Source organism: Marinibacterium profundimaris, assembly GCF_002210095.1.
GTDB lineage: Bacteria > Pseudomonadota > Alphaproteobacteria > Rhodobacterales > Rhodobacteraceae > Marinibacterium > Marinibacterium profundimaris.
In genome coordinates this window covers 47,253-73,666 of the sequence record NZ_AQQR01000002.1, presented here as the reverse complement: position 1 = coordinate 73,666, position 26,414 = coordinate 47,253, and the positions used below count along the sequence as shown (strand labels likewise).

At 66.1% G+C, this 26,414-nt stretch carries 19 protein-coding genes; 10 read left to right on the top strand and 9 right to left on the bottom strand.

Going from position 1 to position 26,414, the window contains the following annotated elements:
* The first annotated feature begins 272 nt into the window (after positions 1 to 272).
* The 3 genes from ATO3_RS05290 to ATO3_RS05280 all read left to right on the top strand — a co-directional run bounded on the left by ATO3_RS05290 (position 273) and on the right by ATO3_RS05280 (position 5,753).
* Positions 273 to 2,192, top strand: a complete 1,920-nt coding sequence (locus ATO3_RS05290) for an ATP-binding cassette domain-containing protein (protein ID WP_088648787.1) — start codon at positions 273 to 275, stop codon at positions 2,190 to 2,192.
* An 88-nt stretch (positions 2,193 to 2,280) separates the two neighbouring features.
* A complete protein-coding gene (locus ATO3_RS05285) occupies positions 2,281 to 4,515 on the top strand; it encodes a glycoside hydrolase family 3 N-terminal domain-containing protein (protein ID WP_158217907.1) in 2,235 nt (744 codons plus the stop codon).
* Entirely contained in the window at positions 4,503 to 5,753 is a 1,251-nt protein-coding gene (locus tag ATO3_RS05280) for a glucoamylase family protein (RefSeq protein WP_158217906.1), read from the top strand. Before ATO3_RS05285 ends, ATO3_RS05280 begins: the two co-directional genes overlap by 13 nt.
* On the opposite strand, the gene ATO3_RS05275 is transcribed toward ATO3_RS05280, so the two are convergent.
* A complete protein-coding gene (locus ATO3_RS05275) occupies positions 5,735 to 7,036 on the bottom strand; it encodes a glycoside hydrolase family 15 protein (RefSeq protein WP_088648784.1) in 1,302 nt (433 codons plus the stop codon). The genes ATO3_RS05280 and ATO3_RS05275 overlap by 19 nt on opposite strands.
* Complete coding sequence (locus ATO3_RS05270; protein ID WP_088648783.1) at positions 7,033 to 7,767, bottom strand: alpha/beta hydrolase; 735 nt, start codon at positions 7,765 to 7,767, stop codon at positions 7,033 to 7,035. Before ATO3_RS05270 ends, ATO3_RS05275 begins: the two co-directional genes overlap by 4 nt.
* Positions 7,768 to 7,928: 161 nt before the next feature.
* On the opposite strand from ATO3_RS05270, the gene ATO3_RS05265 reads away from it, so the two are divergent.
* Positions 7,929 to 9,554: a glucan biosynthesis protein gene (locus ATO3_RS05265; RefSeq protein ID WP_088648782.1), complete on the top strand. Its 1,626-nt coding sequence runs from the start codon at positions 7,929 to 7,931 to the stop codon at positions 9,552 to 9,554.
* Positions 9,555 to 9,645: 91 nt separating this feature from the next.
* Here the strand turns inward: ATO3_RS05265 and ATO3_RS05260 are convergent, their stop codons facing one another.
* From ATO3_RS05260 to ATO3_RS05230, 7 genes are all read right to left on the bottom strand, one after another.
* Positions 9,646 to 10,434, bottom strand: a complete 789-nt coding sequence (locus ATO3_RS05260) for a 3-hydroxybutyrate dehydrogenase (RefSeq protein WP_233152040.1) — start codon at positions 10,432 to 10,434, stop codon at positions 9,646 to 9,648.
* Between the two features lie 28 nt (positions 10,435 to 10,462).
* Positions 10,463 to 11,167, bottom strand: coding sequence for an acetoacetate decarboxylase (locus ATO3_RS05255; protein ID WP_233152039.1), 705 nt, complete (start codon positions 11,165 to 11,167; stop codon positions 10,463 to 10,465).
* Positions 11,118 to 12,338 (bottom strand): patatin-like phospholipase family protein, encoded by a 1,221-nt coding sequence (locus ATO3_RS05250; RefSeq protein ID WP_088648780.1) that lies wholly within the window; start codon positions 12,336 to 12,338, stop codon positions 11,118 to 11,120. The genes ATO3_RS05255 and ATO3_RS05250 overlap by 50 nt, the downstream gene beginning before the upstream one ends.
* 332 nt (positions 12,339 to 12,670) lie before the next feature.
* Complete coding sequence (gene ppc, locus ATO3_RS05245) at positions 12,671 to 15,409, bottom strand: phosphoenolpyruvate carboxylase (RefSeq protein ID WP_088648779.1); 2,739 nt, start codon at positions 15,407 to 15,409, stop codon at positions 12,671 to 12,673.
* 196 nt (positions 15,410 to 15,605) lie between these two features.
* Positions 15,606 to 16,487, bottom strand: coding sequence for a succinate--CoA ligase subunit alpha (sucD, locus tag ATO3_RS05240; RefSeq protein ID WP_088648778.1), 882 nt, complete (start codon positions 16,485 to 16,487; stop codon positions 15,606 to 15,608).
* Between the two features lie 2 nt (positions 16,488 to 16,489).
* A complete protein-coding gene (gene sucC, locus ATO3_RS05235) occupies positions 16,490 to 17,713 on the bottom strand; it encodes an ADP-forming succinate--CoA ligase subunit beta (RefSeq protein WP_088648777.1) in 1,224 nt (407 codons plus the stop codon).
* Positions 17,714 to 17,761: 48 nt separating this feature from the next.
* On the bottom strand, positions 17,762 to 18,298 hold the full coding sequence (locus ATO3_RS05230; protein WP_088648776.1) for a hydrolase: 537 nt from the start codon (positions 18,296 to 18,298) through the stop codon (positions 17,762 to 17,764).
* Between the two features lie 509 nt (positions 18,299 to 18,807).
* Between ATO3_RS05230 and ATO3_RS05225 the strand changes: the two genes are divergently transcribed.
* From ATO3_RS05225 to ATO3_RS05200, 6 genes are all read left to right on the top strand, one after another.
* Positions 18,808 to 19,512, top strand: a complete 705-nt coding sequence (locus tag ATO3_RS05225; RefSeq protein ID WP_088648775.1) for a GntR family transcriptional regulator — start codon at positions 18,808 to 18,810, stop codon at positions 19,510 to 19,512.
* Positions 19,513 to 19,569: 57 nt separating this feature from the next.
* Positions 19,570 to 21,342 carry an oxalyl-CoA decarboxylase gene (gene oxc, locus ATO3_RS05220; RefSeq protein ID WP_088648774.1) on the top strand — a complete coding sequence of 591 codons (1,773 nt, stop codon included), beginning with the start codon at positions 19,570 to 19,572 and terminating at the stop codon, positions 21,340 to 21,342.
* A gap of 54 nt (positions 21,343 to 21,396) precedes the next feature.
* Positions 21,397 to 22,671 (top strand): formyl-CoA transferase, encoded by a 1,275-nt coding sequence (frc, locus tag ATO3_RS05215; RefSeq protein WP_088648773.1) that lies wholly within the window; start codon positions 21,397 to 21,399, stop codon positions 22,669 to 22,671.
* A gap of 61 nt (positions 22,672 to 22,732) precedes the next feature.
* Positions 22,733 to 23,650, top strand: coding sequence for a methionyl-tRNA formyltransferase (locus tag ATO3_RS05210; protein ID WP_233152038.1), 918 nt, complete (start codon positions 22,733 to 22,735; stop codon positions 23,648 to 23,650).
* A 27-nt stretch (positions 23,651 to 23,677) separates the two neighbouring features.
* The gene (locus ATO3_RS05205) at positions 23,678 to 25,393 is read left to right on the top strand and encodes a formate--tetrahydrofolate ligase (protein WP_088648772.1); all 1,716 of its coding nucleotides are present in this window, start codon (positions 23,678 to 23,680) and stop codon (positions 25,391 to 25,393) included.
* Positions 25,394 to 25,425: 32 nt separating this feature from the next.
* On the top strand, positions 25,426 to 26,262 hold the full coding sequence (locus ATO3_RS05200) for a universal stress protein (RefSeq protein ID WP_233152037.1): 837 nt from the start codon (positions 25,426 to 25,428) through the stop codon (positions 26,260 to 26,262).
* The last annotated feature ends 152 nt before the right edge of the window (positions 26,263 to 26,414 follow it).

Sequence of the window (26,414 nt, the reverse complement as noted above, 5' to 3'; positions counted from 1 at the left end):
ACAAGTGCGGCGCGTGATTCGGGCGAATCACGGCGCGATATTGCCGTCGGGGAAACGCGGTCCACGCGGCAAAAGTTCCCGACAATTTGCATCAGGCGGTTTACCGCCGACGATTCCATCGGTTAGGCTTTGTCTCACGGGTACAAATCGAGCTGCCGGAACAAGGCAAAAACGCCCGTCAGGACTTCTACATAAAGCGGTGCGTCAGGCCTTCAACGACGATATGTTGTCTGGGCCCGGGAAGACTCCGCCTGCGAAATGGGGCATGCGAGATGGGCAAGTTGACCGGTTTCTGGGGGCTTCTGGGCGCCTACTGGGTCTCGGACCGCTGGAAAGAGGCATGGTTTCTTTCTGCCGTCGTGATGGGGTTGACGACCCTTCTCAGCAAGGCCTCCGTCTGGACGGCGATGGCCAGCGCGGATTTCATCGCCTCGCTGGCCGAATTCCACTCGGGCACCCTGGGCGCCGATCCGGTACGGGTCGTGCTGCTGGCGGCGATGGCCTTCTTCGCGATCTTCTTCGCCCGCATGTGCGGCGTCGCCCTTCGGCATTTCGTCTCGGCCACGCTGCACCGCCGCGCGCGCGGCTGGCTGGTGGGCCAGTACAACGCCGCCGTGCTCAGGGACGAACGCGTCGCCTACGACCTGATGAGCGACCGGAGCGAGACCGGATCGGGCTCGCGCCTGCCGGATGCGCTGGACCAGCGGGTCGACGAATGTTCCATCGGCCTCTACGGCGGGCTGATCGGCCTGACGATGGGCCTGTGGGGCGCGATCACCTCGATCTGGTTCATCTCGCGCGCCATCCTCGAACGCTCGCAGCCGGTCGCCTTCCTCGATCGCTGGGGTGCGGCCGCGAACGATGCGCTGGGCGCCTTTGCCCCGGTAATGGCCACGCGCGTCAACCTGGTGCCCGGAGAGTACGGCACCGCGATCCTCGTCGCCGCCCTGATCGCCGTCTACGTGCCCACGATCACATGGGTCGCCTGGATGCTGGGCCGCGTGATCGAACGCCTGAACCTCGAACGCCAGCGTCGCAACGGTGCGTGGCGCGGCGAATGGGGCGCCTTCTTGAACCGGGTCAGCCAGATGGCGGCGTCGCGCGGCGAACGCGCGCAGGCCCGGATCAACGGGCGCCTCTATGCCGATGTCGACCAGACCTGGGGCCGGCAGAACCGCGTCGATTCCGGGATGCTGCTGTTTTCCAACACCTACAATTTCCTCTCCAGCCGGCTGCTCGCCTATCTTCCGGCGCTGCCCGCCTACATGGCCGGCAACCTCAGCTTCCGCAATTTCGCGGCCTCGTCGGAACTTACGGCCGAGCTGATCGGCGACGTGTCGTGGTTCATCAACGTGATGCCAGCCATCGCCATGCTGAAGGCCAACGCCGCCCGCCTGACCGAGGTCGCGCGCGCCGTCGACCGCGTGACCGAGCGCCACAGCTTCTACGCCGAAACCGGGGTCAGCCGGTTCGAACGCGCCCGCTCGGCCACCGGCCCGGTGCTCGCGCTTGACGATCTCGGCCTGTGCCATCGCGGCCACGATGCCGATCCCTTCGTGCTGGTCCCGCACCTGGCGCTGCAGCCGGGCGACCGGGTCTACCTGCGCGGGCAGAACGGGTGCGGCAAGAGTTCGCTGCTGAAGGCGGTGGCGGGTCTGTGGCCCTATGGCCATGGACGCGTCACCCTGCACGAGGGCGCCGACCTGTTCTTCGCCGGGCAGGAGCCCGACATCCCCGACCGCCTCACGCTCAAGGCGCTGGTCACCTATCCCGACCACCCCGAGGATCATTCCGACATCGCCGTGGCCCATGTGCTGTCGCGCGTCGGGCTGGGCGATTTCATCAACGCGCTCGACCGCGATCTGCACCAGGGCAAGAATTGGCGCAACGTCTTCTCGGGCGGGCAGAAACAGCGGCTCGTGCTGGCCCGGATCCTGCTGGCCAAGCCGAAGGTCCTGCTGCTGGACGAGGCGACCTCGGCGCTTGACGTGGACGCGGTGGTGGATTTCCACCTCGCGCTTTGCGAAGCCCTGCCCGACACCGCGATTCTGGCCGTGCTGCATGGCGACACCGTGCCGACCGACCCCGACGGGGCGCCGTTCTATGGCACCGTGCTGGATATCCGGAACGGTCTCGGCAGGTCTCTGCCGGTTGCGGCGCAGCCGATGATCGCCCGCCACGCGGCCGAGTAACGGCGCCCCGGGACATCATCGACAAAGACCCCGCGCACCCCATATGCCTGGCAGTGGTCGAAACCGTAACCAACCGGGGCAACAGGATATGCAGGCGCAAGTCGAACGGCTGATGGCCGAGATGACGCTGGCCGAGAAGATCGGGCAGCTCAACCTCCTGGCGGCGGGCGAAGGGCTCGTCACCGGCGCGGCGCAAAGCACGCCGCTGGCGAGACGGCTGGATTCGGGCGAGGTCGGCGCGATCTTCGGGACGAAGTCACTGGCCTCCGCCCGCGCCATGCAGGAGCGTGCTTTGGAAGGCTCGCGCCTGCGCATTCCCCTCTTCTTCGCCGAAGACGTGATCCATGGCCATCGCACCGTCTTCCCGCTGCCCGTGGCGCTCGCCTGCAGTTGGGACCTCGACCTTGTCGAGGACACCGCCGCCTTCGCCGCGGCCGAGGCCGCCTCGGAAGGCATCCACCAGGTCTATGCGCCGATGATCGACGTGTCGCGCGATCCGCGCTGGGGCCGGATCGCCGAAAGCCCGGGCGAAGATCCGTTGCTGGCCTCCCGCTTCGCCGTCGCGGCCACCCGCGGCTTTCAGGGCGGCGGGATCGGCGAACCCGACCGCGTGGCCGCCTGCCTGAAGCATTTCGTCGCCTACGGCGCCCCGGATTCGGGCCGCGACTACGACAATGCCAGCCTCTCGTGGGAGGATCTTCTGGCCATCTACCTGCCGCCCTTCACCGCCGGGCTGCAGGCCGGCGCGGCCAGCGTCATGGCCGCCTTCAACGCGGTGAACAAGCTGCCGATGCATGCCAATGCGCCGCTGATCCAGGGCTGGCTGCGCGGCACCTCCGGTTTCAACGGCCTCGTGGTCTCGGACTACACCGGCGTGAAGGAACTGACGCCCCATGGCCTTGGCCCCGCCGCTGTCGTCGTCGCGCGCGCCCTGCACGCGGGCATCGACATGGACATGGTGGGCGAGGATTACCTGGCCGAGCTGCCCGCCCTGGCCGAAACCGGTCTGGATGCGCCCGAGGCCGGGCTGTCCTTCGGTGCCTCCCGGATCCGGGAGATGATCGACACGGCCTGCCGCCGCGTGCTGACCTTCAAGGCCAGCCTCGGCCTGCTGGACGATCCGTTCCACGGCATGTCCGGCACGGCCGCGCCGTCCCGCAGTGACGGCCGCAAGCTGGCCCGCCGCGCCGCCGCACGATCGACGGTCCTGCTGAAGAACGACAACGTCCTGCCGATCGCGCAATCCACCCGCGTCGCCCTTGTCGGACCCTTCGCGCGCGACCGGCGCAACATGCTGGGGACCTGGGCGGTGTCGGGCAATTGGGACGATGTCGTGCCACTGGACGCGGCGATCACCGCGCTGACCGGCACCGCGCCCGCCACCGCCTGGGGCGTCAACATCACCGACCGCGACTGGCTTGCCGCGCGGCTGAACGTGCACGGCGTGACGGTCGAAACCGACCCCCGGTCCGAGGACGAGCTGATCGCCGAAGCCCTGGACGCCGCGCGCCAATCCGACATCATCATCGCGGCCCTGGGCGAGGCGAAGGAACATGCCGGCGAAAGCTCCTCCGCGCTCTCTCCGGCGCTGCCCGAGGCGCATCTGCGCCTTGTTCGCGCGCTGAAGGCCACCGGAAAGCCGGTCGCGGCCATCGTCTTCGCCGGCCGACCCCTCGCCCTGGGCGACCTGCCCGAAACCGCCGATGCGCTGCTTTATGCCTGGCACGGCGGGATCGCCGGCCCCGAAGGCGTGGCCGATCTGCTGTTTGGCGCCGCTGCGCCGTCGGGCCGGCTGTGCGTCACGCTGCCCGCGCATCCGGGCGAGACCCCGGTCAGCCATGCCGAGGAACCCACCGGCCGGCCCTTCCCGGGAAGGTTTGCCAAGTTCCGCACCGGCTGGCTTGATATGCCCGACGGGCTGACGCGCTATCCCTTCGGCTTCGGCCTGGGCTATGCGCCGATCCGCTACGGTGCGCCCTCGCTGTCCTCGACGGTGGCCGATGTGTCCCAAAAGGTGCTTTTGCGACTCACAATTGAAAACACCGGACAAACCGAGGCGATCGAGACGGTGCAGCTCTATGCCTCTGACCCGGTGGCCCGCATCACCCGCCCCGCGCGGTTCCTGGTGGATTTCAAACAGCTCACCCTGTCCCCCGGCGAGGCGCGCGAACTGGTGTTCGAGATCCGCGCCGATCAATTCGCCTACCCCGTCGCGCCCTCTCTGGAGAGCGCCGAATGGGTCCGCGACCCCGGCCTGGTCCAGCTTCATGTCGGACCCAACAGCCGCGATACGGACACCGTGGAGCTTACATGGTCCAGCTGATGCGCGGTCTTGACGATGCCGCCCTGCGCGACCGCGTGGCCCAGGCCACCGCGCTCTACTTTCTCGACTGGAGCCACCCGGTCTCGGGCATGGCGCGCGAACGCAGTGCGGGATCATTCGGCTATGATGTCGCGGAAACCGTCTGCACCGGCGGCACCGGCTTCGGCCTGCTGGCCCAGATCGTCGCGGCCGAGCGTGGCTGGCGCCCCCGCCGCGACATCCTCGACCGGGTGGAACGCATCGTCACCTTCCTGGAACAGGCCGACCGGTTCGACGGCGTCTATCCGCATTTCCTGAACGGCACGACCGGCCGCGTTCTGCCCTTCATGGCCGGCGACGATGGCGGCGATCTCGTGGAAACCGCCTTCCTCTTCACCGGTCTGCTGGGCGCGGCCGGCTATTTCATCGAGGCCCCCGAGATCGGCGCGCGGATCGAGGCGCTTTACGAAGAGGTGAACTGGGCGTCCCATATCCAGGACAATGTCTCACTTATGTGGCACCGCCATCCGGATCGGCCCTGGCCGCCGGGCGCCCTGCCGATCCGGGGCTGGAACGAATGCCTGCCGGTCTTCGTCCTTGCCGCCGGGTCCGACACGCATCCGGTCCCGCCGGCGATCTACCATGACAGCTGGGCCACCGCGCCGGCCTTCCACAATGGCCAGTTTTACGGCGACACGCGCCTGCCTCTGGGCTCGGACTGGGGCGGGCCGCTGTTCCTGTCGCAATATCCCTTCCTCGGCATTGACCCGCGCGGGTTGCGTGACGTCCATGCCGATTACGGCGTCCAGGCCCGGGCGCATGCGCTGGTCAACCGGCACCATTGCCTGCAAAACCCGCAGGCCTGGACGGGCTATGGCCCCGCCTGCTGGGGCCTGACCGCCAGCGACGATCCCGACGGCTATGCCGCCCATGCGCCGACCGAAGACACCGGGACGATCACGCCCACCGCGGCCCTGTCCTCGCTGCCCTATGCGCCACAGGAGGCCATGCCCGTCCTGCGCCACCTGCACGATGACCTGGGCGACCGGATCTGGGGCGAGGCGGGGTTCGTCGATGCCTTCAACCTGTCGCGCGACTGGGTGGCCGAAAGCCGGCTGGCGATCGACCAGGCGCCCATCGTGATCGGGCTGGAGAACCATCGCTCGGGCTTGATATGGGACATTGTCTCAAATCGGCGCGAAGTGCGGCAGGGCCTCGCGCGGCTTGGGTTCCGCGCCCCTTACCTGGACAGCGCCTGAACCGCCGCCTCCCGCGCGCCGGTGGCCCCAAGAAACGCCGCCGCCGACCAGGTCAGCGCGAGGCAGGCGGTCGGGCTGCCATCAGTCTTGGCCACCTGTTCGGGCAGGGGCTGGCCGGGATCGGGGCAGATTTCGGCGATCCGCCGCATCCGCGCTTCGGCCCTGTAGAAGACGGCGCCGTCGCCGGTCAGCGCGGCGATGCGATAGTCCAACTCGGCAAAGCCCAGCGTGTTGGGCAGCCAGGGGTTGCCGCCGAAATACACGTCCGCGCGCCAGCGTCCGATCAGGGGCACCGCGTGGCCGTGGTTGATCGGGTAGAGATCGGCAAAGAGCGTCTCCAGAGCCTGCATCGTCGCACGCGTCCGGGGCGCGGTCAGGGCAAAAGGCCCGGCCTCGCGCGCGGCATGGGCGATCGCCAGAACCGTGGCGCTGTCAAGCGCGCCCTCCGGCGCCTCCACCGACTCGCGCCAGCCGCCCGAGGCAGGGTCCGCTGCCTCGTCCATCAGCGCGACGACCCGCTCGGCCGCTGCACACCAGGGCGTATCGGGCGCGCCGCGCTCGGTGGCGCGGGCGGCGCCATGCATCAGCGCATCCCATTGCGCGATGAGGGTGAAGGTGGTCCGCCGGGCCGGGGCCTCTTCCCAGGGGCCGATCGAGTCGCGGCCGGCGGTGCGCAGAACCTGCGCCAGGTCACGGTCGACAAGCGCTTCGGCCTCGGGGCTCCGGGCCTCGGCCATCAGTGGCCGAAGATGCAAAAGCGACACCGCGCGCAGCGCCGGGCCATCGTCCTGCGGGCGGCTCCAGCGTTCGAGGTCGGGCGTGCCGTCGGCGGCGACGCGCGGTTCCTCCAGCCGGCGATGCCCGGTCAGCGCGGCCAGCTCTGCGTCGGGGCGGAGGTAGTCGAGGTGATCGGGGCGTGTCGCAGGTTTCAGCGGGTTCTCGGAAATCGGACAAGCGTCCGGATCAGAGACACGCAGCGAAAACGCGACGTAATCCGTGACGGCCTGACGCCAGAAGGCTTCGGAGCCCGGATCGGCGGCCATTGCCTGGGGCACGGCGCCGATCGCGATGGCGGCGTCGCGGATCCAGTGGTGGAAATAATCCGGCTCGGGATCCCATGAAGCCACGCGCGGCGAGGCGAGGATGGAGCCGGGCGCTGGCGTCACATCCCAGCCGAAACCGGCGCGGCAGCGGGTCAGATGCGTGGCCGAGGTGGCGGCGCGCATCATCGCCGCGGCGTTGCGCCGCTGGGCGGCGAGCCAGGAAGGGTCCGGGCCGCTCATGCGTCGAGCGCGGTGAGCGCGGCGGCCAGCGCCTGGGCCATATCAGAGCCTTCGGGGCAATGGTGCTGGCCGGGCAGGGCGGTGAAGAACCGCGCGCCGGGCGCGGCGGCGAACCAGGCACGGGCGTGGTCGGGGGTGACCAGCCCGTCCTCAAGCCCGGTGATCACCGCCGCCGGCGCGACCGACCCGGCCAGGGCGGGCGTGGCATCGGCGTGTTCCAGCTCGGCGCGGTAGGCGGGGGCCTCGCGCGCAAGCTCGTCCATCGCCTCGGGGCCCAGCGCGCGGCGCGCCTTCAGCATGCGGGGGCCCGAAAGCACGGGCGAGACGGCAAGCAGGTGGTGCAGCCCCGGCTCCCGCGACAGGGCGGCCGTGGCGTAGCCGCCCATGCTGTGTCCGGCCAGCGCAAGCGCCGCATCGGGGTATTCCGCCCGCAGCCATGCCAGCACCTGACCGGCGGCGGCGGCATGGCCGGCCAGCGTCACGTCAGAGGGCGGGCCGGAGCGCGGCAGGACCGCGCTGTGCGGCAGCTCGGGCGCGGCCACACGCCAGCCCCGCGCAAGGTAGGCCCGCGCGATTTCCGACATGTGGGGCTGGTCCGGCGCGCCGTTGCGGCCATGGATCAGCAGGACCGTCCCCCGCACCCCGGCGGCCGGCACGGCCAGCCGCAGCGGGATCGCCCCGACACTGGCGTGGGCGTGGGTCCTGGGCAGGGGGCAGGCGGCGTCTGTCATGCCCGCAGAGGTAGCGCAGGACGGGCCGCGCGCAAAGCCCGGCGATGCGCGTGGCAAATTGCTGCCGCCGCGCGCGGGCCGGTATTTGCGATCTCGCGGAATGGCTTAAATCAGCTACGATCGATTAGCCGTTCCTGTCACAGCCGAGAGTTTCGTTCGCGATGGCCAAAGCTTCTTCCCGCCTGCCTCTTCCGCCCTTCCATATCCACCGCCGGCGCTTTCTTGGCACGGCTGCCGCCGCTGCCGGGCTTGCGCTGCCCGCCCTGGGGCCCGTCCTGGCGCAGGAGACCACGGCAGACCAGGCCGCAGACCAGACGGGGGGCGAGACCTTCTCTTTCGATGTGCTGTCCGAACGGATGCGCGCGCTGGCCGCCGATCCCTACCAGCCGCCGGAACCGGTGGAGGGATTCCTTGCCGATCTGACCTACGACGCCTACCAGCGCATCCGCTTCAACGGCGACCGCGCGCGCTGGGCCGACACGGGCGCGCCCTTCCGACTGCAGACCTTCCATCCCGGCTGGCTCTTCAACGAGCCGGTGAAGGTGCACGAGATCGTCGACGGACAGGTGCGGGACATGACCTTTACCACCGACGATTTCGAATATGACGACGAAGAGCTGGCGGCCAGCGTGCCGGAAAACACCGAAATGCCGGGGATCGCGGGCTTTCGCCTGCATACGCCGCTGAACCGGGCCGATATCTTCGACGACCTGGTCGTGTTCCAGGGCGCCAGCTACTTCCGGGCGCTGGGGCGCGGCACGGCCTATGGGCTCAGCGCGCGGGGCCTTGCCCTGAACACCGGTCTGCCGGAGGGCGAGGAATTCCCGCGCTTCTCGCATTTCTGGCTGGAACGCCCGGCGGAGGGACAGCAAAGCGTCACGCTTTATGCCGCGCTCGACAGCCCGTCGGTCACCGGGGCCTACCGCTTTGTCATCACCCCCGGGAAAGACACCCGAATGGAGGTCACCGCGCGGGTCTACCTGCGCGAGGATGTCTCCGAGGTGGGGATCGCGCCCCTGACGTCGATGTACCTCTTCTCGGGGGCCGACCGGGGCGGGTTCGACGATTACCGCGCCGCCGTGCATGACAGCGAGGCGCTGGTGGTCAACCTCGCCTCGGGCGATACGGTGTTTCGCGCGCTCAACAACCCGCCGCGGCTGGGCAATTCCTATATCGGGGCGCAGGCGCCGAAATCCTTCGGGCTGGTGCAGAGGTCCCGCGATTTCGAGGATTACCTCGACGCGCAGGCGCATTACGGCGAACGCCCCTCGCTGATGGTCGAACCCCTGGGCGACTGGGGTCCGGGCGCGGTGCGCCTGGTCGAGATCCCCTCGGACCTTGAGATCAACGACAACATCGTCGCCTTCTGGGTGCCCGAGGGCGAGCGCAGGGCGGGCGATGCTCTGGAGCTGTCGTACAACCTGTACTGGGGTCTGAACCCGCCGGGGGCCGCGCCCGCGAACCTGGCGCGCGTGGTGCGCACTCGGGTCGGCGAAGGCGGCGTCGCCGGGGTCGAGACCAAGGCCGATACCCGCAAGTTCGTCGTGGATTTCGCCGGCGGCGTGCTCAGCGGTCTGCCCCGCGATGCCGAGATCGAACCGGTGGTCAGCGCCGCCGGCGGCGAGGTGGCCGAGGCGATCCTGTCCCCGGTCGATGGCAAGGACATCTGGCGCCTGGTGATCGAAGTGCGTGCCAAGCGCGATGCGGTGGTAGAGCTGAAGGCCGCCATCGAGGGGTACGACCGCCGCCTGACGGAAACCTGGGCTTACCAGTGGATCGACGCCTGAGCGCAGGCCCGACTGGGCGGCTGCGGCGTCTGACACGAAAACGGGCGGGGCCATGCAGCCCCGCCCGTGACACCGGCCCAGGGGCCCGGGATCAGTTCATGAACCAGCCGTGGCTGACCACAAGCGATTGCCCGGTCAGCGCATTGCTCGGGAAGGCGGCAAAGAGATAGGCGACTTCGGCCACGTCCTCGACCGTGGTGAATTCCTTGTCGACCGTGCCCGACAGCATGATGTTGTTGACCACGTCCTCTTCCGAGATCCCCAGCTCTTTCGCCTGCTCGGGGATCTGCTTTTCCACCAGCGGGGTCTTCACGAAGCCGGGGCAGATCACGTTGGCGCGGATGCCATGGGCCGCGCCCTCTTTCGAGATCACCTTGGCCAGCCCGATCAGCCCGTGCTTGGCGGTGACATAGGCCGATTTCAGCGGCGAGGCTTCCTTGGAATGGACCGAACCCATGAAGATGATCGAGCCCGAGTTCTGCTTGTACATCTGCTTCATCGCCGCCTTCGAGGTCAGGAAGGCACCGTCCAGGTGGATCGAGAGCAGCTTTTTCCAGTCGTCATAGGGGAAATCGACCAGCTCGTGCACGATCTGGATGCCGGCGTTCGACACCAGCACGTCGACAGTGCCCCAGGCCTCGACCACCTCGGCGACGCCGGCGTTCACGGCCTCTTCGTCGGTGACGTTCATGGCGATGCCCATGGCTTCGCCCGGGCCCATGTCGGTCAGCTCCTTCGCGGTGGCCTGCGCCGAGGCCAGGTCCAGGTCCGCGATCGCCACCTTGGCGCCGCCCTGCACATAGCGCTTGGCGATTTCCGCCCCGATGCCGCGCGCGGCGCCGGTGACGATGCAGGATTTGCCGGTAAGATCCAGTGTCATGTCTGTGCTTCCTTGTCTTGAAAGGGGATCAGGCGAGGTAGTCGTGGACAACCTTGCCCAGGCCCAGCGTCAGGTCAGTGTGAATCTGGGTCGCACCCAGAACCTCGAGGATCGGCAGGTCGGTCAGCGGCGCCAGCGCGTGCTGGTAGAACTGCAGCCCGGCGGGGCCGGACCAGGCGCCCTTGACGTTCAGGTCTTCCAGCCGGAATTCCACCAGTTCGCAGATCTGCGGGCCCGAGGCATCGGCGCGGGGGATGATCTTCAGCAGCCAGCCGGGGGCGTCCATGCTTTTGGCCATCTCGGCCGCATCCAGCGTTTCGTATTTGTACCCCATGGTCGCCGTCGCCACCCGCACGCCGTTCATGTCCAGCGTGCCGACCAGCGTGTCCTGCACCACCTCGACCGAGGGCTGCGCCAGCTTCTTCGGGAAGCCCCAGATCTCGCGCCCGCCGGCGATGGGGGCCTCGTCGTTGAGGAACATGGCGTGGGTATAGCTGCCCTGGACCCCGTTGAATTCCACCGGGATGACCTGGCCGCTTTCGTTGTAGGACCCGAAGCCGGTGCTGTCGGGCATCATCATGAACTCGTACTTCACCACGTCGCCGACGACCTTCAGCGGCTCGGGCACCACGGCTTCCAGCGCCTTGGGATCGGTCCGGTAGGCGATGGTGAAATAGGTCCGGTCAATGAATCTGTACGGGCCCTTTGGGTAGGCGGGGCTTGTCAGAGGCATCGAGAACGCCCTTGCGACCACGTCCGTGGCTTTCATGTTCTGTCCTTTCGGGGGATGCGGGATGGTCTTGCGGGATCTCGGCCAGATCGAAGGTCTCGATCAGGTCAGAGCCGGAATGACGGTTCTGCCAGCGCGAATGGGCCAGCGTGCGTTCGGCATCGCGCTTGCCCTGCTCCCAGTGGAGCTGCATGGACCGGTGCGAGAATTCGTAATCGCTGGAGCCGGTTTCGGCCGCGGAGCGGCGATAGATCAGGTGGGCGATGTTGATCCGGGGGTCGCGGTCGCCGCACATCAGCTTTGCAAGGTCGGGATCGTCGCGGAATTCGGGCGGCAGCTTGCGCGCCAGCCGCCGCGCGGTCTTGTGCATCTCGTGCAGGCCCAGGAGCACGTCGGTGTTCAGCCGCGTCCGGCTGGAGAACCGGATCTCCTTCTCGCGCGCTTCCGAGCCCCAGACCGACTGCGGGCAATCGCCCCTGGCCGGGAACAGGTCGACCTGGAAGATCGACAGGTCCGACTGGCCGTCCTGCGATTCAAGCACCCATTGCAGCGGCGTGTTCGACACCAGCCCCCCGTCCCAGTAGAGCGATCCGTCGATCTCCACCGCCGGAAAGCCCGGGGGCAGGGCGCCTGAAGCCATGATATGCTCGGGGCGGATCTCGGTCTCGTGGCTGTCGAACCAGGTCATGTTGCCGGTCTCCACGTTGACCGCGCCGACGCTCAGCCGGCAGCCATCGTTGTTGATCCGGTCGAAATCCACCAGCTCCAGCAGCGTGTCGCGCAGCGGCGCCGTGTCGTAGAAGCTGTGCGCGCCGGGGGTGCCGGGCGCGCGGAGCGAGGCGGACGGGATGCGCAGCTGGAAGAAGCCCGGCGCGCCGGTGATCGTGGTGCGGAAGGCCGACATGTTGTTGGCCATGCGGCGCGGGTGCCAGGCCGTCCAGAAATCGAAGGGTTTCGAGATCGAGGTGATGCGCTCCCAGAAGGAGCGCATGGCCGGGATCCGGTCTTCGGGCGCGTTGCCGGCGATCAGGGCCGAGTTGATCGCCCCGATCGAGATCCCGGCGACCCAGTCGACCGGGGTGTTGGCCGCGCCCAGCGTTTCTGCGACGCCGCATTGATAGGCGCCGAGCGCGCCACCGCCCTGCAGGACCAGTACCGTCTTTTCATCAGACATGTCGCTCTCCGTTGATATCCCGACCTCCAGACAAGCTGTTGATCTGCTGTATTGATTGCTTGGTACCCTCGGGATGTGGCACTGCCGTGGCAGTGACGCGGCCGGGGTCGTTCCGGGCGTTCGGGCGGAGCTTAACAGTGTGATCTGCCATGTGGCGAGTGCAGAATGCACCGCCGGCCGCGCAGGGCGCGCGGATTTGGCCCGGTGCAGTCGCCCGGGCGCCGCAGCGCCGCCATCCCGTGCAGGTCCGGCACCGCGATTCGCCTGATGTCCGGCGTATCCTCCGGTGCGGCCGGGGCAAATGCGCTGCCCCCGGCCCCCCGACCGCCGGCCTAGCCGGTGTTGCGCAGCCCCGAGGCGACCCCGTTGATCGACAGCAAGAGCCCGCGCCGCAGCCGTTCCGACACGTCCTCGCCCGAACGCGACCGCTTCATCAGCGACACCTGGATGTGGTTCAGCGGATCGAGATAGGGGCTCCGGTCAGACAGGCCGGTATCGGGCCGCTCGCCGGTGATCTGCTCGACCGCCTCGACCGTCGCTTCCCATTCCTCGCGGATCCGCGAGAAGATCCGGTCGCGCAGCGCCTTGTCCTCGACCAGGTCGGCGTAATGCTCGGCAATCGACAGGTCGCTCTTCTCGATCATCGAGATCACCTTGGACACCATCGAATGGAAGAACGGCAGCTCCTCATAAAGCCGCGCCAGCGCGTCGCTGCCCGGGTTCTCGGCCCGCCATTTCGCCACCGCCGTGCCGAACCCGTACCAGCCGGGCAGCATGATCCGGCATTGCGCCCAGGAAAACACCCAGGGGATCGCCCGCAACGAGGTGATCTCGCGCGATTTCGACCGCGAGGCCGGGCGCGAGCCGATGTTCAGCTCGGCCACCTCGTTGATGATCGTGGAGCTCCAGAAGAAATCCTCGAACCCCGGCGTTTCGAACACCAGCTCGCGATAGGTGCGGAAGGCATGGGCCGACAGGCTTTCCAGGATCGCCTCGGCCTCTTCCGACACCAGGTCGGCGCCCGGGATCAGCGAGGCCTCGACCGTCGCCGCCACCAGCGTCTGCAGGTGGTCATAGCCGATCACCGCGTTGGAATAACGCGAGGAAATCACCTCGCCCTGTTCGGTCAGGCGGATCTGCCCGTCCACGGCGCCCGGCGGCTGGGCGACGATCGCCTCGCGCGCGGGGCCACCGCCCCGGCCGACCGATCCGCCGCGCCCGTGGAACAGCCGCAGCTTCAGATGGCGCTCCTTGAACAGCTTGACCAGCTCGCGCTCGGCCTTGTGCAGTTCCCAGCCCGAGGTGACGAAACCGCCGTCCTTGTTGCTGTCGGAATAGCCCAGCATGATCTCCTGCCGTCCGCCCTGTGCGTCCAGCACGCGGGCATATTCCGGCAGGTCCATCAGCTCGGCCATGATCTGCGGGCCCATCTGCAGGTCGGCGATGGTTTCGAACAGCGGCACGACGGCCACCTCGCAATTGCCCTGCGGGTCAAGGATGCCGGCCTGCTTCAGCAGCACCATCAGCTCCAGCACGTCCGACACCGATTGCGCGTTCGAGATGATCGAGGTGGTGATCGCCTGCGGCCCGAACCGGTCGAGGATCTCGCGCGCGGCGTTGAAGATCCGCAGCTCCTTCTCGGTGGCCTCGCTGTATTCCCAGAACGGGCGCAGCAGCGAGCGGGGCGAATTCAGCTCTTCGCGCAGCAGGGCGCGGCGGGCGTCTTCGTCCATTTCCATGTAATCGGTGCCGGGCGCGACCGCCTCGAACAGCTCGGCCACCGTCGCCTCGTGGATCGCCGAGTTCTGGCGCAGGTCCACGGTCGACAGGTGAAAGCCGAAGCTGCGCACCTTCTGGCGCAGATCGCGCAGCCGACCGCTGGCGATGATCTCGCCGTGGTTGGCGCGCAGCGAGGTGTCTATCGCGTTGAGATCGGACAGGAATTCCGAAGGCCGGCCATAGGGCGCGGCGGGCAGTGTCTTGCGCGGCGGCGGGCTGTCGGGGTCGATCTCCTTCAGCGTGGCGGCCAGCCGGGCAAAGACGCCCACCAGCACCTTGCGATAGGGCTCGTCCATCCGGTGATTCGACGCATCGGGCGAGGCCTCGGCCATGGCCTCGATCTCGTCGCTGGCCGGGATTACCCGGGTCGACATCGACAGTTCTCCGCCAAGCTTGTCGACCTCGGTTATGTAATGGCGCAGGGCGTGGCCCGATTGCATCCGGAAGCAGTCGCGCAGCACCGCCTCGGTCACGAAGGGGTTGCCGTCGCGGTCGCCGCCGATCCATGTGCCGATCCGCAGAAAGGGCGGCACCTCGGCCGATTTCTCCAGCCCCATGGCGCGATGGGCGGCCATCATGATCTTCGGCACCGCCTGGAAGAAGGTGTGATCGAAATAGGCCAGCCCGTTTCGGATCTCGTCGTTCACGGTCAACTTCGACCGGCGCAGCATGTGGGTCTGCCACAGGGTGGCGATCTCGCGCTCGATCGCGTCGTCGATATCCTGGTGGTCGAATCCCACCTGCCGGGCGCGGGCGCGTTCGTCCAGCAGGCGGACGATCTGGAACTCCGAGCGCATGATGCTTTGCCGCCGGATCTCGGTCGGGTGGGCGGTCAGCACGGGCGAAACCAGCGCCTCGCGGAAGAATCGCTGGATCTGCTCGGTGGTCATGCCGGTGTCGCGGACATGGTCCAGCACATCGGCCAGCTGCGAGGTCCGGTACCGGCCCGAGGCCAGCATCTCCTGGTCCTGGGCGATGTTCAGCAGGTGCAGGAAATAGGTGAAGGCGCGGACGACATGCAGGGTCTGCCCGTCCGAAAGCCCGTCGATCGTCTTGCGCAGGCGGTCATAGGCCACTTCGGCCCCGCCCCGGTGATAATCGATCGAGGCCAGGCGGATGGTCTCCACCGTGTCGTAGGCCATGCCGCCTTCCTGCACGTGCAGGACGCGGCCAAGGATCTTGCCAAGGAACCGGATCCCCTCGTCCGCCGGTTTCCCGTCGGTCTCGGGAGGGGCGGTGCCCTGCGTCAGGGCGCCGTTGGTGGCTTGGGTCGGTGTCTGGGAAAGGGCCATGTCTCGGGCTCCCTGAACGTGTGGGTCAATGCGTCAACGTTTGCGTTAACTGTCCCATGAGCCGGGCATAGCTGTCACCCGGAGCAAAGGTCGGGTGCGGCAAAAGTTACCAAAGTGTAAATCCGCCTCTGTAACCTGTTGGTTTTATAGGCAGCGCCGGGTGTCCCACGCGTGGGACACCCGGTTGTCTCATGGATCAGCCGATGGCTTCCAGCACGGCTTCGCCCAGGCCTGCGGGGCTGTCGGCGACGACGATTCCGGCGGATTTCATCGCCTCGATCTTGTCGTCCGCGCCGCCCTTGCCGCCGGCCACGATGGCCCCGGCATGGCCCATGCGGCGGCCCGGAGGCGCCGTGCGGCCCGCGATGAAGCCGGCGGTGGGCTTCCAGCGACCCTTCTTCTTCTCGTCGGCCAGGAACTGTGCCGCGTCTTCCTCGGCCGAGCCGCCGATCTCGCCGATCATGATGATCGCCTCGGTCTCGTCATCGGCCAGGAACCATTCCAGCACGTCCAGGTGTTCCGTCCCCTTGATCGGGTCGCCGCCGATGCCGACACAGGTCGACTGGCCCAGGCCCACGTCGGTGGTCTGCTTGACCGCCTCGTAGGTCAGCGTGCCCGAGCGGCTCACGACGCCGACCTTGCCACGCTTGTGGATGTGGCCGGGCATGATGCCGATCTTGCAGGCGTCGGGCGTGATCACGCCGGGGCAGTTCGGCCCCACCAGCCGGCAGCTGGTGTCCATCAGCGCGCGCTTCACGCGCATCATGTCCAGAACCGGGATGCCCTCGGTGATGCAGACGATCACTTCCATCTCGGCGTCGATCGCCTCAAGGATCGAATCGGCCGCGAACGGGGGCGGCACGTAGATGACAGAGGCATTCGCCCCGGTCACGTGCTTCGCCTCGTGGACCGAGTTGAAGACGGGCAGGCCGATATGCTCCATCCCGCCCTTGCCGGGGGTCACGCCGCCGACCATCTTGGTGCCGTAGGCGATGGCCTGCTCGGTGTGGAAGGTCCCCTGCGAGCCGGTCAGGCCCTGGCAGATCACCTTGGTGTTTTCGTCGATCAGAACAGCCATGTTTATTCTCCTGCCACGGCCAGCGCCGGTTTCGTGCCCTTCACGGCGGCCACGATCTTCTCTGCGCCGTCCTTGAGGTTGTCGGCGGCGATCACGTTGAGCCCGGAGGTGTTGATGATCTCCTTGCCCTTGTCGACATTGGTGCCTTCCAGGCGCACGACCAGCGGAACGCTCAGCCCCACTTCCTTCACGGCGGTCACGACGCCCTCGGCGATCACGTCACAGCGCATGATGCCGCCGAAGATGTTCACCAGGATGCCCTTCACGTTCGGGTCGCTGGTGATGATCTTGAACGCCTCGGTCACCTTCTCGGTGGTGGCGCCGCCGCCCACGTCGAGGAAGTTGGCCGGTTCCGCCCCATACAGCTTGATGATGTCCATCGTCGCCATGGCCAGGCCGGCGCCGTTGACCATGCAGCCGATTTCACCGTCGAGCGCGATGTAGTTGAGGTCGTACTTGGAGGCCTCCAGTTCCTTCGCGTCCTCCTCCGTCTCGTCGCGCAGGGCGGCGATGTCGGGGTGGCGGTAGACGGCGTTGCCGTCGAAACCCATCTTCGCGTCGAGGCACTTCAGGTCACCCGAATCGTCCACGATCAGCGGGTTGATCTCCAGCATGTCCATGTCCTTGTCGTTGAACAGCTGGTACAGGATGCCCATCAGCTTGACGCATTGCTTGATCTGTCCACCTTCGAGGCCCAGAGCAAAGGCGATGCGGCGGCCGTGGAACGGCTGGAAGCCGGTGGCCGGATCGACGGAGAAGCTGAGGATCTTCTCGGGGGTCGATGCGGCGACCTCCTCGATGTCCATGCCACCTTCGGTCGAGCAGACGAAGGCCACGCGCGAGGTCACGCGATCCACCAGCAGCGCAAGGTACAGCTCGCGCGAGATGCCCGAGCCGTCCTCGATGTAGATTCGGTTCACCTGCTTGCCGGCGGGGCCGGTCTGATGCGTGACCAGCGTGCGGCCCAGCATCGATTGCGCCTCGTGAGCGGCCTCCTCGACCGACTTGGTGACGCGCACGCCGCCCTTCTCGCCGGCGCTGGCCTCCTTGAAGGATCCCTTGCCGCGTCCGCCGGCATGGATCTGGGCCTTCACGACCCACAGCGGGCCGTCAAGCGCGCTGGCCGCGGTCTTGGCCTCTTCGCCGCGCAGCACGGCGCGGCCATCGGCGACAGGCGCCCCGTAGTCGCGAAGCAGAGCCTTCGCCTGATACTCGTGGATGTTCACGCGTCCTTTACCTCCCTTGGTGTGGGCCATGTCGGCCCGGGTCGTGATTTACTTGATGAGCGGCAGAAGCTTCTTGAAGGCCGGCGTACCAGCCTCGCCCAGCCATTCGAACACGACCATTTCGGTCGTGACGATCCCGATGCCGGAGGCGTTCAGCCGCGCGAGGCAGGCCTGTTCGCTTTCCAGCGTCCGCGACGCGGTGGCATCGGAGACGACGAAGACATCATAGCCTTCCTCGATCAGGCTCGCCGCGGTCTGGACCACGCAGATATGCGCCTCCATCCCGGCGAGCACGGCCTGCTTCCGCCCCTGGCGGCGGAACTCGGCCGAGAATTTCTCGTCTTCCATGCAGGAAAAGTGCATCTTCGGCAGCACGATGGCGCCCTCCGTGGCCAGTTCTGGCACGGTGGAGCCCAGGCCGGCAGGGTATTGTTCGGTCATGATGACCGGCACGCCGACCTCCTGCGCGCTGGCCAGCAGCGTGCGGGTGTTGCGAATCGTCCTGGCCGGGGCTTGCATGGCGGGAACAAGCCGCTCCTGCATGTCGATGATGACAAGGATGGAATCCTGTGCGCGAATGAGCATGTCGGTCGCTGTCCCCCTTGCTGAGTCCCGGCCCGTCAGGGGCCGGATCACGGAGCGCCCGAAGGCGCATTAACCGTTGCGTGGTATGCCAGATACCACGGGTTTTTCATTTCATCAAGAGCCCCCAAAAACCCGAATTGGCGGCCCCCGTTCCATTCCCCCTCCAATTCGAAAAAATGACTCTCCATTTTGCTGCGCTGCAAAAAGGATCTGCGCGCAGCTTCGCGCCGGGTATTTCCTGATAACGCTAAAATAGATGAGAAATACATTTAATTACAATGGGTTGTGTGCCCGCTTTTGCAGCATCGCGTACCGCGCATACCGCCTCCAACAGCAGGGGGAAAGACAGCCACAGAACGCGGTGCTAAGGTGGCGTACCAAGTGCAGACTGTGCATCTGCAGCGAAGAAGACAGACAAAATTGAATTGCGTGCTCCAGGTCCGTGGTCTATGGTACACCACAGGATCAGGGTTGCACCGCAGATCGCAAAACGAACATGGAGAAGTGGCATGAAGCTTCGACCGATCGCGGCGAATTTTACCCTGAAAGACCACGTCTACGACAAGCTGCGTGAGGCCATTACCGAGATGGACATCTATGCAAGCGATGCCGACCTGCGCCTGGATGAGCGCTCGCTGGCCGAGCAGCTGGGTATCTCGAGGACGCCTCTGCGGGACGCCATCGCCCGGCTCGAGGGTGACGGCCTTGTCTCGGTGGTCCCACGCAAGGGGATCTTTGTCCGCCGCAAGAGCCTGGACGAGGTCCTGGAAATCATCATCGCCTGGGCGGCTCTGGAGAGCATGGCCGCCCGGCTCGCGGCGGAACGGGCCACCGATGCCGAGTTCCTGTCGCTGCGCAAGATTGCCGCCAAGCACAGCGGCAATCCGGAAAGCGCCGAAATCTCGGAATATTCCGACGAGAACATCAAGTTTCATCAACGCATCCTGGAAATTTCCAAATGCGGGATGCTGAAGACCATGGCCGACGGGCTGTTCCTGCACATGCATGCCGTCCGGCTGCGCGCCATGGGGGAAGGCGACCGGCTGCGCCGCTCGATCGTCGACCACGCCGAAATCATCGAGGCCTTGGAATCGCGGGATCCCGATCTCGCCGAATTCCGGGTGCGGGAGCACACGATGCGCCTGCATGAACACGTCCGCCGCACATGGACCCGGCTGGACGTAAGCCTTCGGGAAAAGATGGACACCGCCTGATCAAAGGCAGGCGGACCAGGCCGCAGCAGACGGCCACGGTTTAAAGGGAGAACTGAAATGGACGTTGCCACCGTAGCAGAAGATCGGAAAGCCGACCCGGCTCCGGAAACCCTGACGGACGGGTTTCACCTTCTGATCGATGCGCTCAAGCTTAATGGCGTCGAAACGATCTACAATGTGCCGGGTATTCCGATCACGGACCTTGGCCGCTATGCGCAGGCACAGGGCCTGCGGGTCCTGTCATTCCGCCACGAACAGCACGCCGGCTATGCCGCCGCGGCCGCCGGTTTCCTGACCAAGAAGCCCGGCATCTGCATGACCGTCTCGGCGCCCGGCTTCCTGAACGGCCTGACGGCGCTGGCGCATGCCACGACGAACTGCTTCCCGATGATCCTGATCTCGGGCTCGTCCGAGCGGGAAATCGTCGACCTGCAGCGCGGCGACTACGAAGAGATGGACCAGCTGGCCATCGCCCGCCCGCACTGCAAGGCCGCCTACCGGATCCTGCACGCCGAGGACATCGGCCTGGGCGTGGCCCGCGCGATCCGCGCGGCGCTGACCGGTCGTCCCGGTGGCGTGTACCTCGATGTTCCCGGCGCGCTGCTGGGTCAGGTGATGGACGCCGCCGAAGGCCAGAAGTCGCTGATCGAGGTGGTCGACCCCAACCCGACCTCCGTGCCGGGACCCGAGGCGATCGACCGTGCGGTCGAGGTGCTGAAGGGCGCCAAGAAGCCGCTTATCATCATCGGCAAGGGCGCGGCTTACGCGCAGGCCGACGAAGAGGTGCGCAAGCTGGTGGAAACGCTGGGCTTCCCCTACCTGCCGATGTCCATGGCCAAGGGCCTGCTGCCCGATGACCACGTGCAATGCGCCTCGGCCGCCCGGTCGCTGGTGCTGAAGGAAAGCGATTGCGTCTTCCTGATCGGTGCCCGCCTGAACTGGCTGCTGGGCCATGGCCAGGGCAAGAACTGGGGCGAGAAGGGCGCGAAGAAGTTCGTCCAGATCGACATCGAACCGTCGGAAATGGACAGCAACCAGAAGATCTCGGCGCCGCTGATCGGCGACATCGGGTCGGTTGCGAAGGCGCTGCTCGAAAAGATCGGGTCGGACTGGAAGAAGCCGTCCGAGGAATGGACCGGCGCGGTGCGCTCCAAGGTCGAAGGCAACGTCGCCAAGATGGCGCCGCGGCTGAAGAACAACAACTCGCCGATGGACTACCAGGGCTCTCTGGGCGTCATCAAGGACGCGATGAAGGAAAACCCGGACGTCATCCTGGTCAACGAAGGCGCCAACGCGCTGGACCAGTGCCGGTCGATCGTCGACCTGCACAAGCCGCGCAAGCGTCTGGATGTGGGCACCTGGGGGATCATGGGTATCGGTATGGGCTCTGCCGTCGCGGCGGCGGTCGAGACCGGCAACCAGGTTCTGGCCGTCGAGGGCGACAGCGCCTTCGGGTTCTGCGGAATGGAGATCGAAACGATCTGCCGCTACAACCTGCCGGTCTGCATCGTCATCATGAACAACAACGGCATCTACCGCGGCGATGGCGAGAACTGGTCGGGTGGCGAAGACCCGTCGACCACGGTCTTCGTCAAGGGCTCGCGCTATGACCTGATGATGCAGGCCTTTGGCGGCGTCGGCGTCACCGTCGACAACCCCGATGCCCTGCGCCAGGCGGTGAAGGAAGCATTCGCAAGCCGCAAGCCGACCCTCATCAACGCCGTGATCGCCGAAGGCGCCGGCAAGGAGAGCGGCAACATCGGCAACCTCAACCCGTCTTCGGTCGTGGCGCAGCAGCGCTACCCGCAAGCCAAGAAAATCAACGGATAATCAAGTGACTGCAATCAAGTTGACTGGCAAACTCGTGACTGGGGAGGCACGCAAATGAAGGCTCTCGAAGGAGTTAAGATCCTCGATTTCACCCACGTTCAGTCGGGTCCCACCTGCACCCAGCTGCTGGCATGGTTCGGCGCCGACGTGATCAAGGTCGAGCGTCCGGGCGTGGGCGATGCCACCCGGCAGCAGCTGGTGGATGTGCCCGGGGCGGACAGCCTCTACTTCACGATGCTCAACCACAACAAACGGTCGATCGAGCTGAACTCGAAGAACGAGACCGGCAAGGAAGTCCTGACACGGCTCATCGAGACATGCGATGTCATGGTCGAGAACTTCGCGCCCGGCGCGCTCGACCGGATGGGCTTCTCGTGGGAGCGGATCCAGGAGATCAACCCGAAGATGATCCTCGCGTCGGTCAAGGGCTTCGGCCCCGGCAAGTACGAGGATTGCAAGGTCTACGAGAACGTCGCGCAATGTGCCGGCGGTGCCGCGTCGACCACCGGGTTCCTCGACGGTCCGCCGCTGGTGACCGGCGCGCAGATCGGTGACTCGGGCACGGGTCTGCACCTGGCCCTGGGCATCGTCACCGCGCTGTACCAGGCCGCCAAGACCGGCCAGGGTCAGAAGGTTCTGGCGCCGATGCAGGACGGGGTGATCAACCTCTGCCGCGTCAAGCTGCGCGACCAGCAGCGTCTGGCTGCCGGCCCGCTGAAGGAATACTCGCAATACGGCGCGGGCATCGAATTCGGCGAAGCCACCCCGCGCGCGGGCAATGACTCGGGCGGCGGTCAGCCGGGCCGGATCCTGAAGTGCAAGGGCTGGGAAACCGATCCCAACGCCTACACGTACTTCATCACCCAGGCCGCTGTCTGGGAACGGGTCTGCGACGTCATCGGCGAGCCGGAGTGGAAGACCAAGGAGGGCTATGCCACCCCGCCAGAGCGGCTGGACAAGCTCGACGAGATCTTCGGCCGGATCGAGGAATGGACCATGACCAAGACCAAGTTCGAGGTGATGGACATCTGCAACCCGCTCGACATCCCCGTCGGTCCGATCCTGTCGACCAAGGAGATCATGGAAGACGAGGGTCTGCGCAAGACCGGCACCATCGTGGATGTCGATCACCCCAAACGCGGCCGCTACGTGACCGTGGGCTGCCCGATCAAACTGTCTGCCAGCCCGGTCGAAGTGACCCGTTCGCCGCTGCTGGGCGAGCATACGGTGGAAATCCTGCGCGACGTGCTGGGCTACGATGGCGAGAACCTCGCCAAGGTGGTCGAATCCGGTGCCGTCGGCAACGTGGACAAAAAGGCCGCCGAATAGAATTGTACTACAGGGGGTGAGCCGGCGCAGTGCGGTCACCCCCAGTCCTGGGAGGACATCAATGCGACTGATCGTGATGGGTCAACAGGCGTTCGGGAAGGACGTTCTGGCCAAACTTCTGGAGACGGGCACCGACGAAGTCGTCGCCGTCTATTGCGAGCCCGACAAAGAGGGCAAACCAGCTGACCCGATCAAGGAATTCGCCGTGGAAAAGGGCCTGCCGCTCGAGCAGCCCGCGAATTTCGATGACCAGGCCACGCTCGACAAGCTGGCCAGCTACAACGCGGACCTGATGGTCATGGCCTTCGTCAACGTCTTCGTTCCCGAAGCCGCACGCGACACGCCAACCCACGGTTCCATCTGCTTCCATCCCTCGCTGCTGCCGCTGCACCGCGGACCCTCGGCGGTGAACTGGCCGATCATCTTGGGATCGACCAAGTCCGGCTACAGCTGGTTCTACCCGTCCGACGGGCTGGACGAAGGCGACAGCCTGCTGCAGTGGGAATGCGAGATCGGGCCCGATGACACCGTCATCGACCTGTATTTCAAGAAGATCTATCCGCATGCGGTGGATAGCGTGCTGACCGTCGTGGACCTGTATCGCGACGGCAATCCGCCCCGCATCGTCCCCGACGAAAGCGAGGCGACCTATGAACGCCGCTGCAACAAGAACCACGCGCGTGTCGATTGGCACAAGCCCGTGGCCCATGTCTACAACCTGATCCGCGGCACCAACCCCGCGCCGGGCGCATGGACCACCTTCAACGGCGACGAACTCGGGATCTTCGACAGCGTCCGCGTGCCGGGAGACGGCATTTCGGGTCGTGTCCGCGAGATCACCGACGAAGGCATTTCCGTCCAGGCTGTGGGCGGGCGTGTACTGGTCAAGCGCGTGAGGCCCGCGGGCGACGCCAAGATGCCGGCATCCGAATGGGCCGCCTCCGTCGGACTGAAGCCCGGCGACACTTTCGGCAACTGAAGTAACGCAAACACCGGGAAACCAATCATGAACGACATCGATACGATCAAACCCGCCGAATCCTCTTCGAAGCCCAAGACCGACATCGAGATCGCCCGCGCCGCGACCAAGAAGCCGATCCAGGAAATCGGCGCCAAGCTCGACATCCCCAACGAACACCTGCTGCCCTTCGGCCATGACAAGGCCAAGGTGTCCGAGACCTTCATCAAGTCGCTTGCCGACCAGAAGGACGGCCACCTGGTCCTGGTGACCGCGATCAACCCGACGCCGGCCGGCGAAGGCAAGACCACGACCACCGTGGGCCTTGGCGACGGTCTGAACGCGATCGGCAAGAAAGCCGCCGTCTGCATCCGCGAAGCCTCGCTTGGCCCCTGCTTCGGCATGAAGGGTGGCGCCGCCGGCGGCGGCTACGCCCAGGTGGTCCCGATGGAGGACATGAACCTCCATTTCACCGGCGACTTCCACGCGATCACCAGCGCCCACAACCTGCTGGCCGCGATGCTCGACAACCACATCTACTGGGGTAACGAGCAGGAGGTCGACATCCGCCGCGTGGTCTACCGCCGCGTGATGGACATGAACGATCGCGCGCTGCGCCAGATCGTCTGCAACCTCGGCGGTGTCGCCAACGGTTTCCCGCGTGAAGCCGGCTTTGACATCACCGTGGCCTCGGAAGTCATGGCGATCCTGTGCCTGGCCACCGACCTGGCCGACCTGGAGAAGCGCCTGGGCGACATCATCGTGGCCTACCGCCGCGACAAGACCCCGGTCTACTGCCGCGACATCAAGGCCGACGGCGCGATGACCGTGCTCCTGCAGCAGGCGATGCAGCCGAACCTCGTGCAGACGCTGGAAAACAACCCGGCCTTCGTGCACGGCGGCCCCTTCGCGAACATCGCGCACGGCTGTAACTCGGTCGTCGCCACCACCACCGCGCTGAAGCTGGCCGATTACGTGGTCACCGAAGCGGGCTTCGGGGCCGACCTGGGCGCCGAGAAGTTCATGGACATCAAGTGCCGCAAGGCCGGGCTGAAGCCCGAGGCGGTGGTCATCGTGGCCACGGTCCGCGCGATGAAGATGAACGGCGGCGTCGCCAAGTCGGATCTGGGCACCGAGAACGTCGAAGCGGTCAAGTCCGGCTGCGCCAACCTGGGCCGCCACATCGAGAACGTGAAGAAGTTCGGTGTCCCGGCCGTGGTCGCGATCAACCACTTCGTCACCGACACCGATGCCGAAGTGCAGGCGGTCAAGGACTACGTCGCCACCCAGGGCACCGAGGCCATCCTCTGCAAGCACTGGGCGAACGGCTCTGCCGGCACCGAGGACCTGGCCAAGAAGGTCGTCGAGATCGTCGAAAGCGGTGAGGCCAACTACAAGCCGCTCTACCCCGACGAGATGCCGCTGTTCCAGAAGATCGAGACGATCGCGAAGGAGATCTATCGCGCCGAGGAGGTGGTTGCCGATACCAAGATCCGCAACCAGCTGAAGGAATGGGAAGAACAGGGCTATGGCGACCTGCCGGTCTGCATGGCCAAGACCCAGTATTCCTTCACCACCGACCCGAACAAGCGCGGCGCGCCCACGGGCCACTCGCTGCCGGTGCGCGAAGTGCGCCTGTCGGCCGGTGCCGGATTCATCGTGGTGATCTGCGGTGAGATCATGACCATGCCGGGCCTGCCCAAGGTGCCCTCGGCCGAGATGATCTGCATCAATGATGACGGTCTGATCGACGGGCTCTTCTGATCGCGATGTCAGGCAGCACCTTGCATACGATCATGATGCCGGTCCGCGGCGATGGCAGGGGGCCCGTGCTCTTTGCCCACGCCGCGGCGCTGGCCAAGCGCTTCGGGGCGCATGTGAAGGTCGTTCATTGCCACCCACGGACCGAGGACCTGATGCCCAAGGGCGTCGTCATCCCGAGCTTTCTGCGCAAGCAGATCGAGGAGGCCTCGGAATCCAGTGCTCATAGCGAAGAGGACTTCCTTCACGGGAAGTTCGCCGTCGATGCCACCAAGCATGGCGTCGCCGAGCAAGGCCCGGAGCTGCACAAGGCCACGGCCAAGTTCTACGAGTACACGGGCAAGCAGGTCGAGGCGGTACGCTATTATGGCCGCCTCTCCGACCTGATCTGCGTTGCCAAGCCAAGCCGGAAGGAAAACCTCGGGTACAACACGCTGAAAGAAGCGCTGTTCTACTCGGGCCGCCCGGTGATGGTCTGTACCGAAAGCGACCAGGTCGACATGACCATCGGCAAGCATGTCGCGATCGGCTGGAACGGATCGCTGGAAGCCACGCGCGCCGTGGCCCTGGCGATGCCACTGATCGAGACGGCCGAAAAGGTCACGATCCTGACCGGCGGAAGCCCCGAGCACTCCGCCACGCCCGAAGAGTTCAGGGACTACCTGGCAGCACGTGGCGTGACGGCGGATATCGGGAAGTTCGATGTTCAGGGCGTTGCCGGCCGGCAGCTTCTGAAGAAGACGGGCGACGTCGGTGCGGATCTTCTGATCATGGGCGCCTATCATGAAAGTTACGAACGGGAATCGCTGCTGGGGGGGAATTCGGCAGCTGTCGTAGAGGAAGCGACAATCCCGGTTGTGATGGTTCACTAGGACAACATCGAAACCAAGAGGAGGAAGAGGAGAAGCAAGACCGAGTAACGACATTCGGGAACCCAGCCGCCAGACATATAAAACGGTGCGGCAAGGTTAAGACACGCGTGGAGGTTCGCGTCCCGAATATCCGGACTACTTTTAGGGAGGAA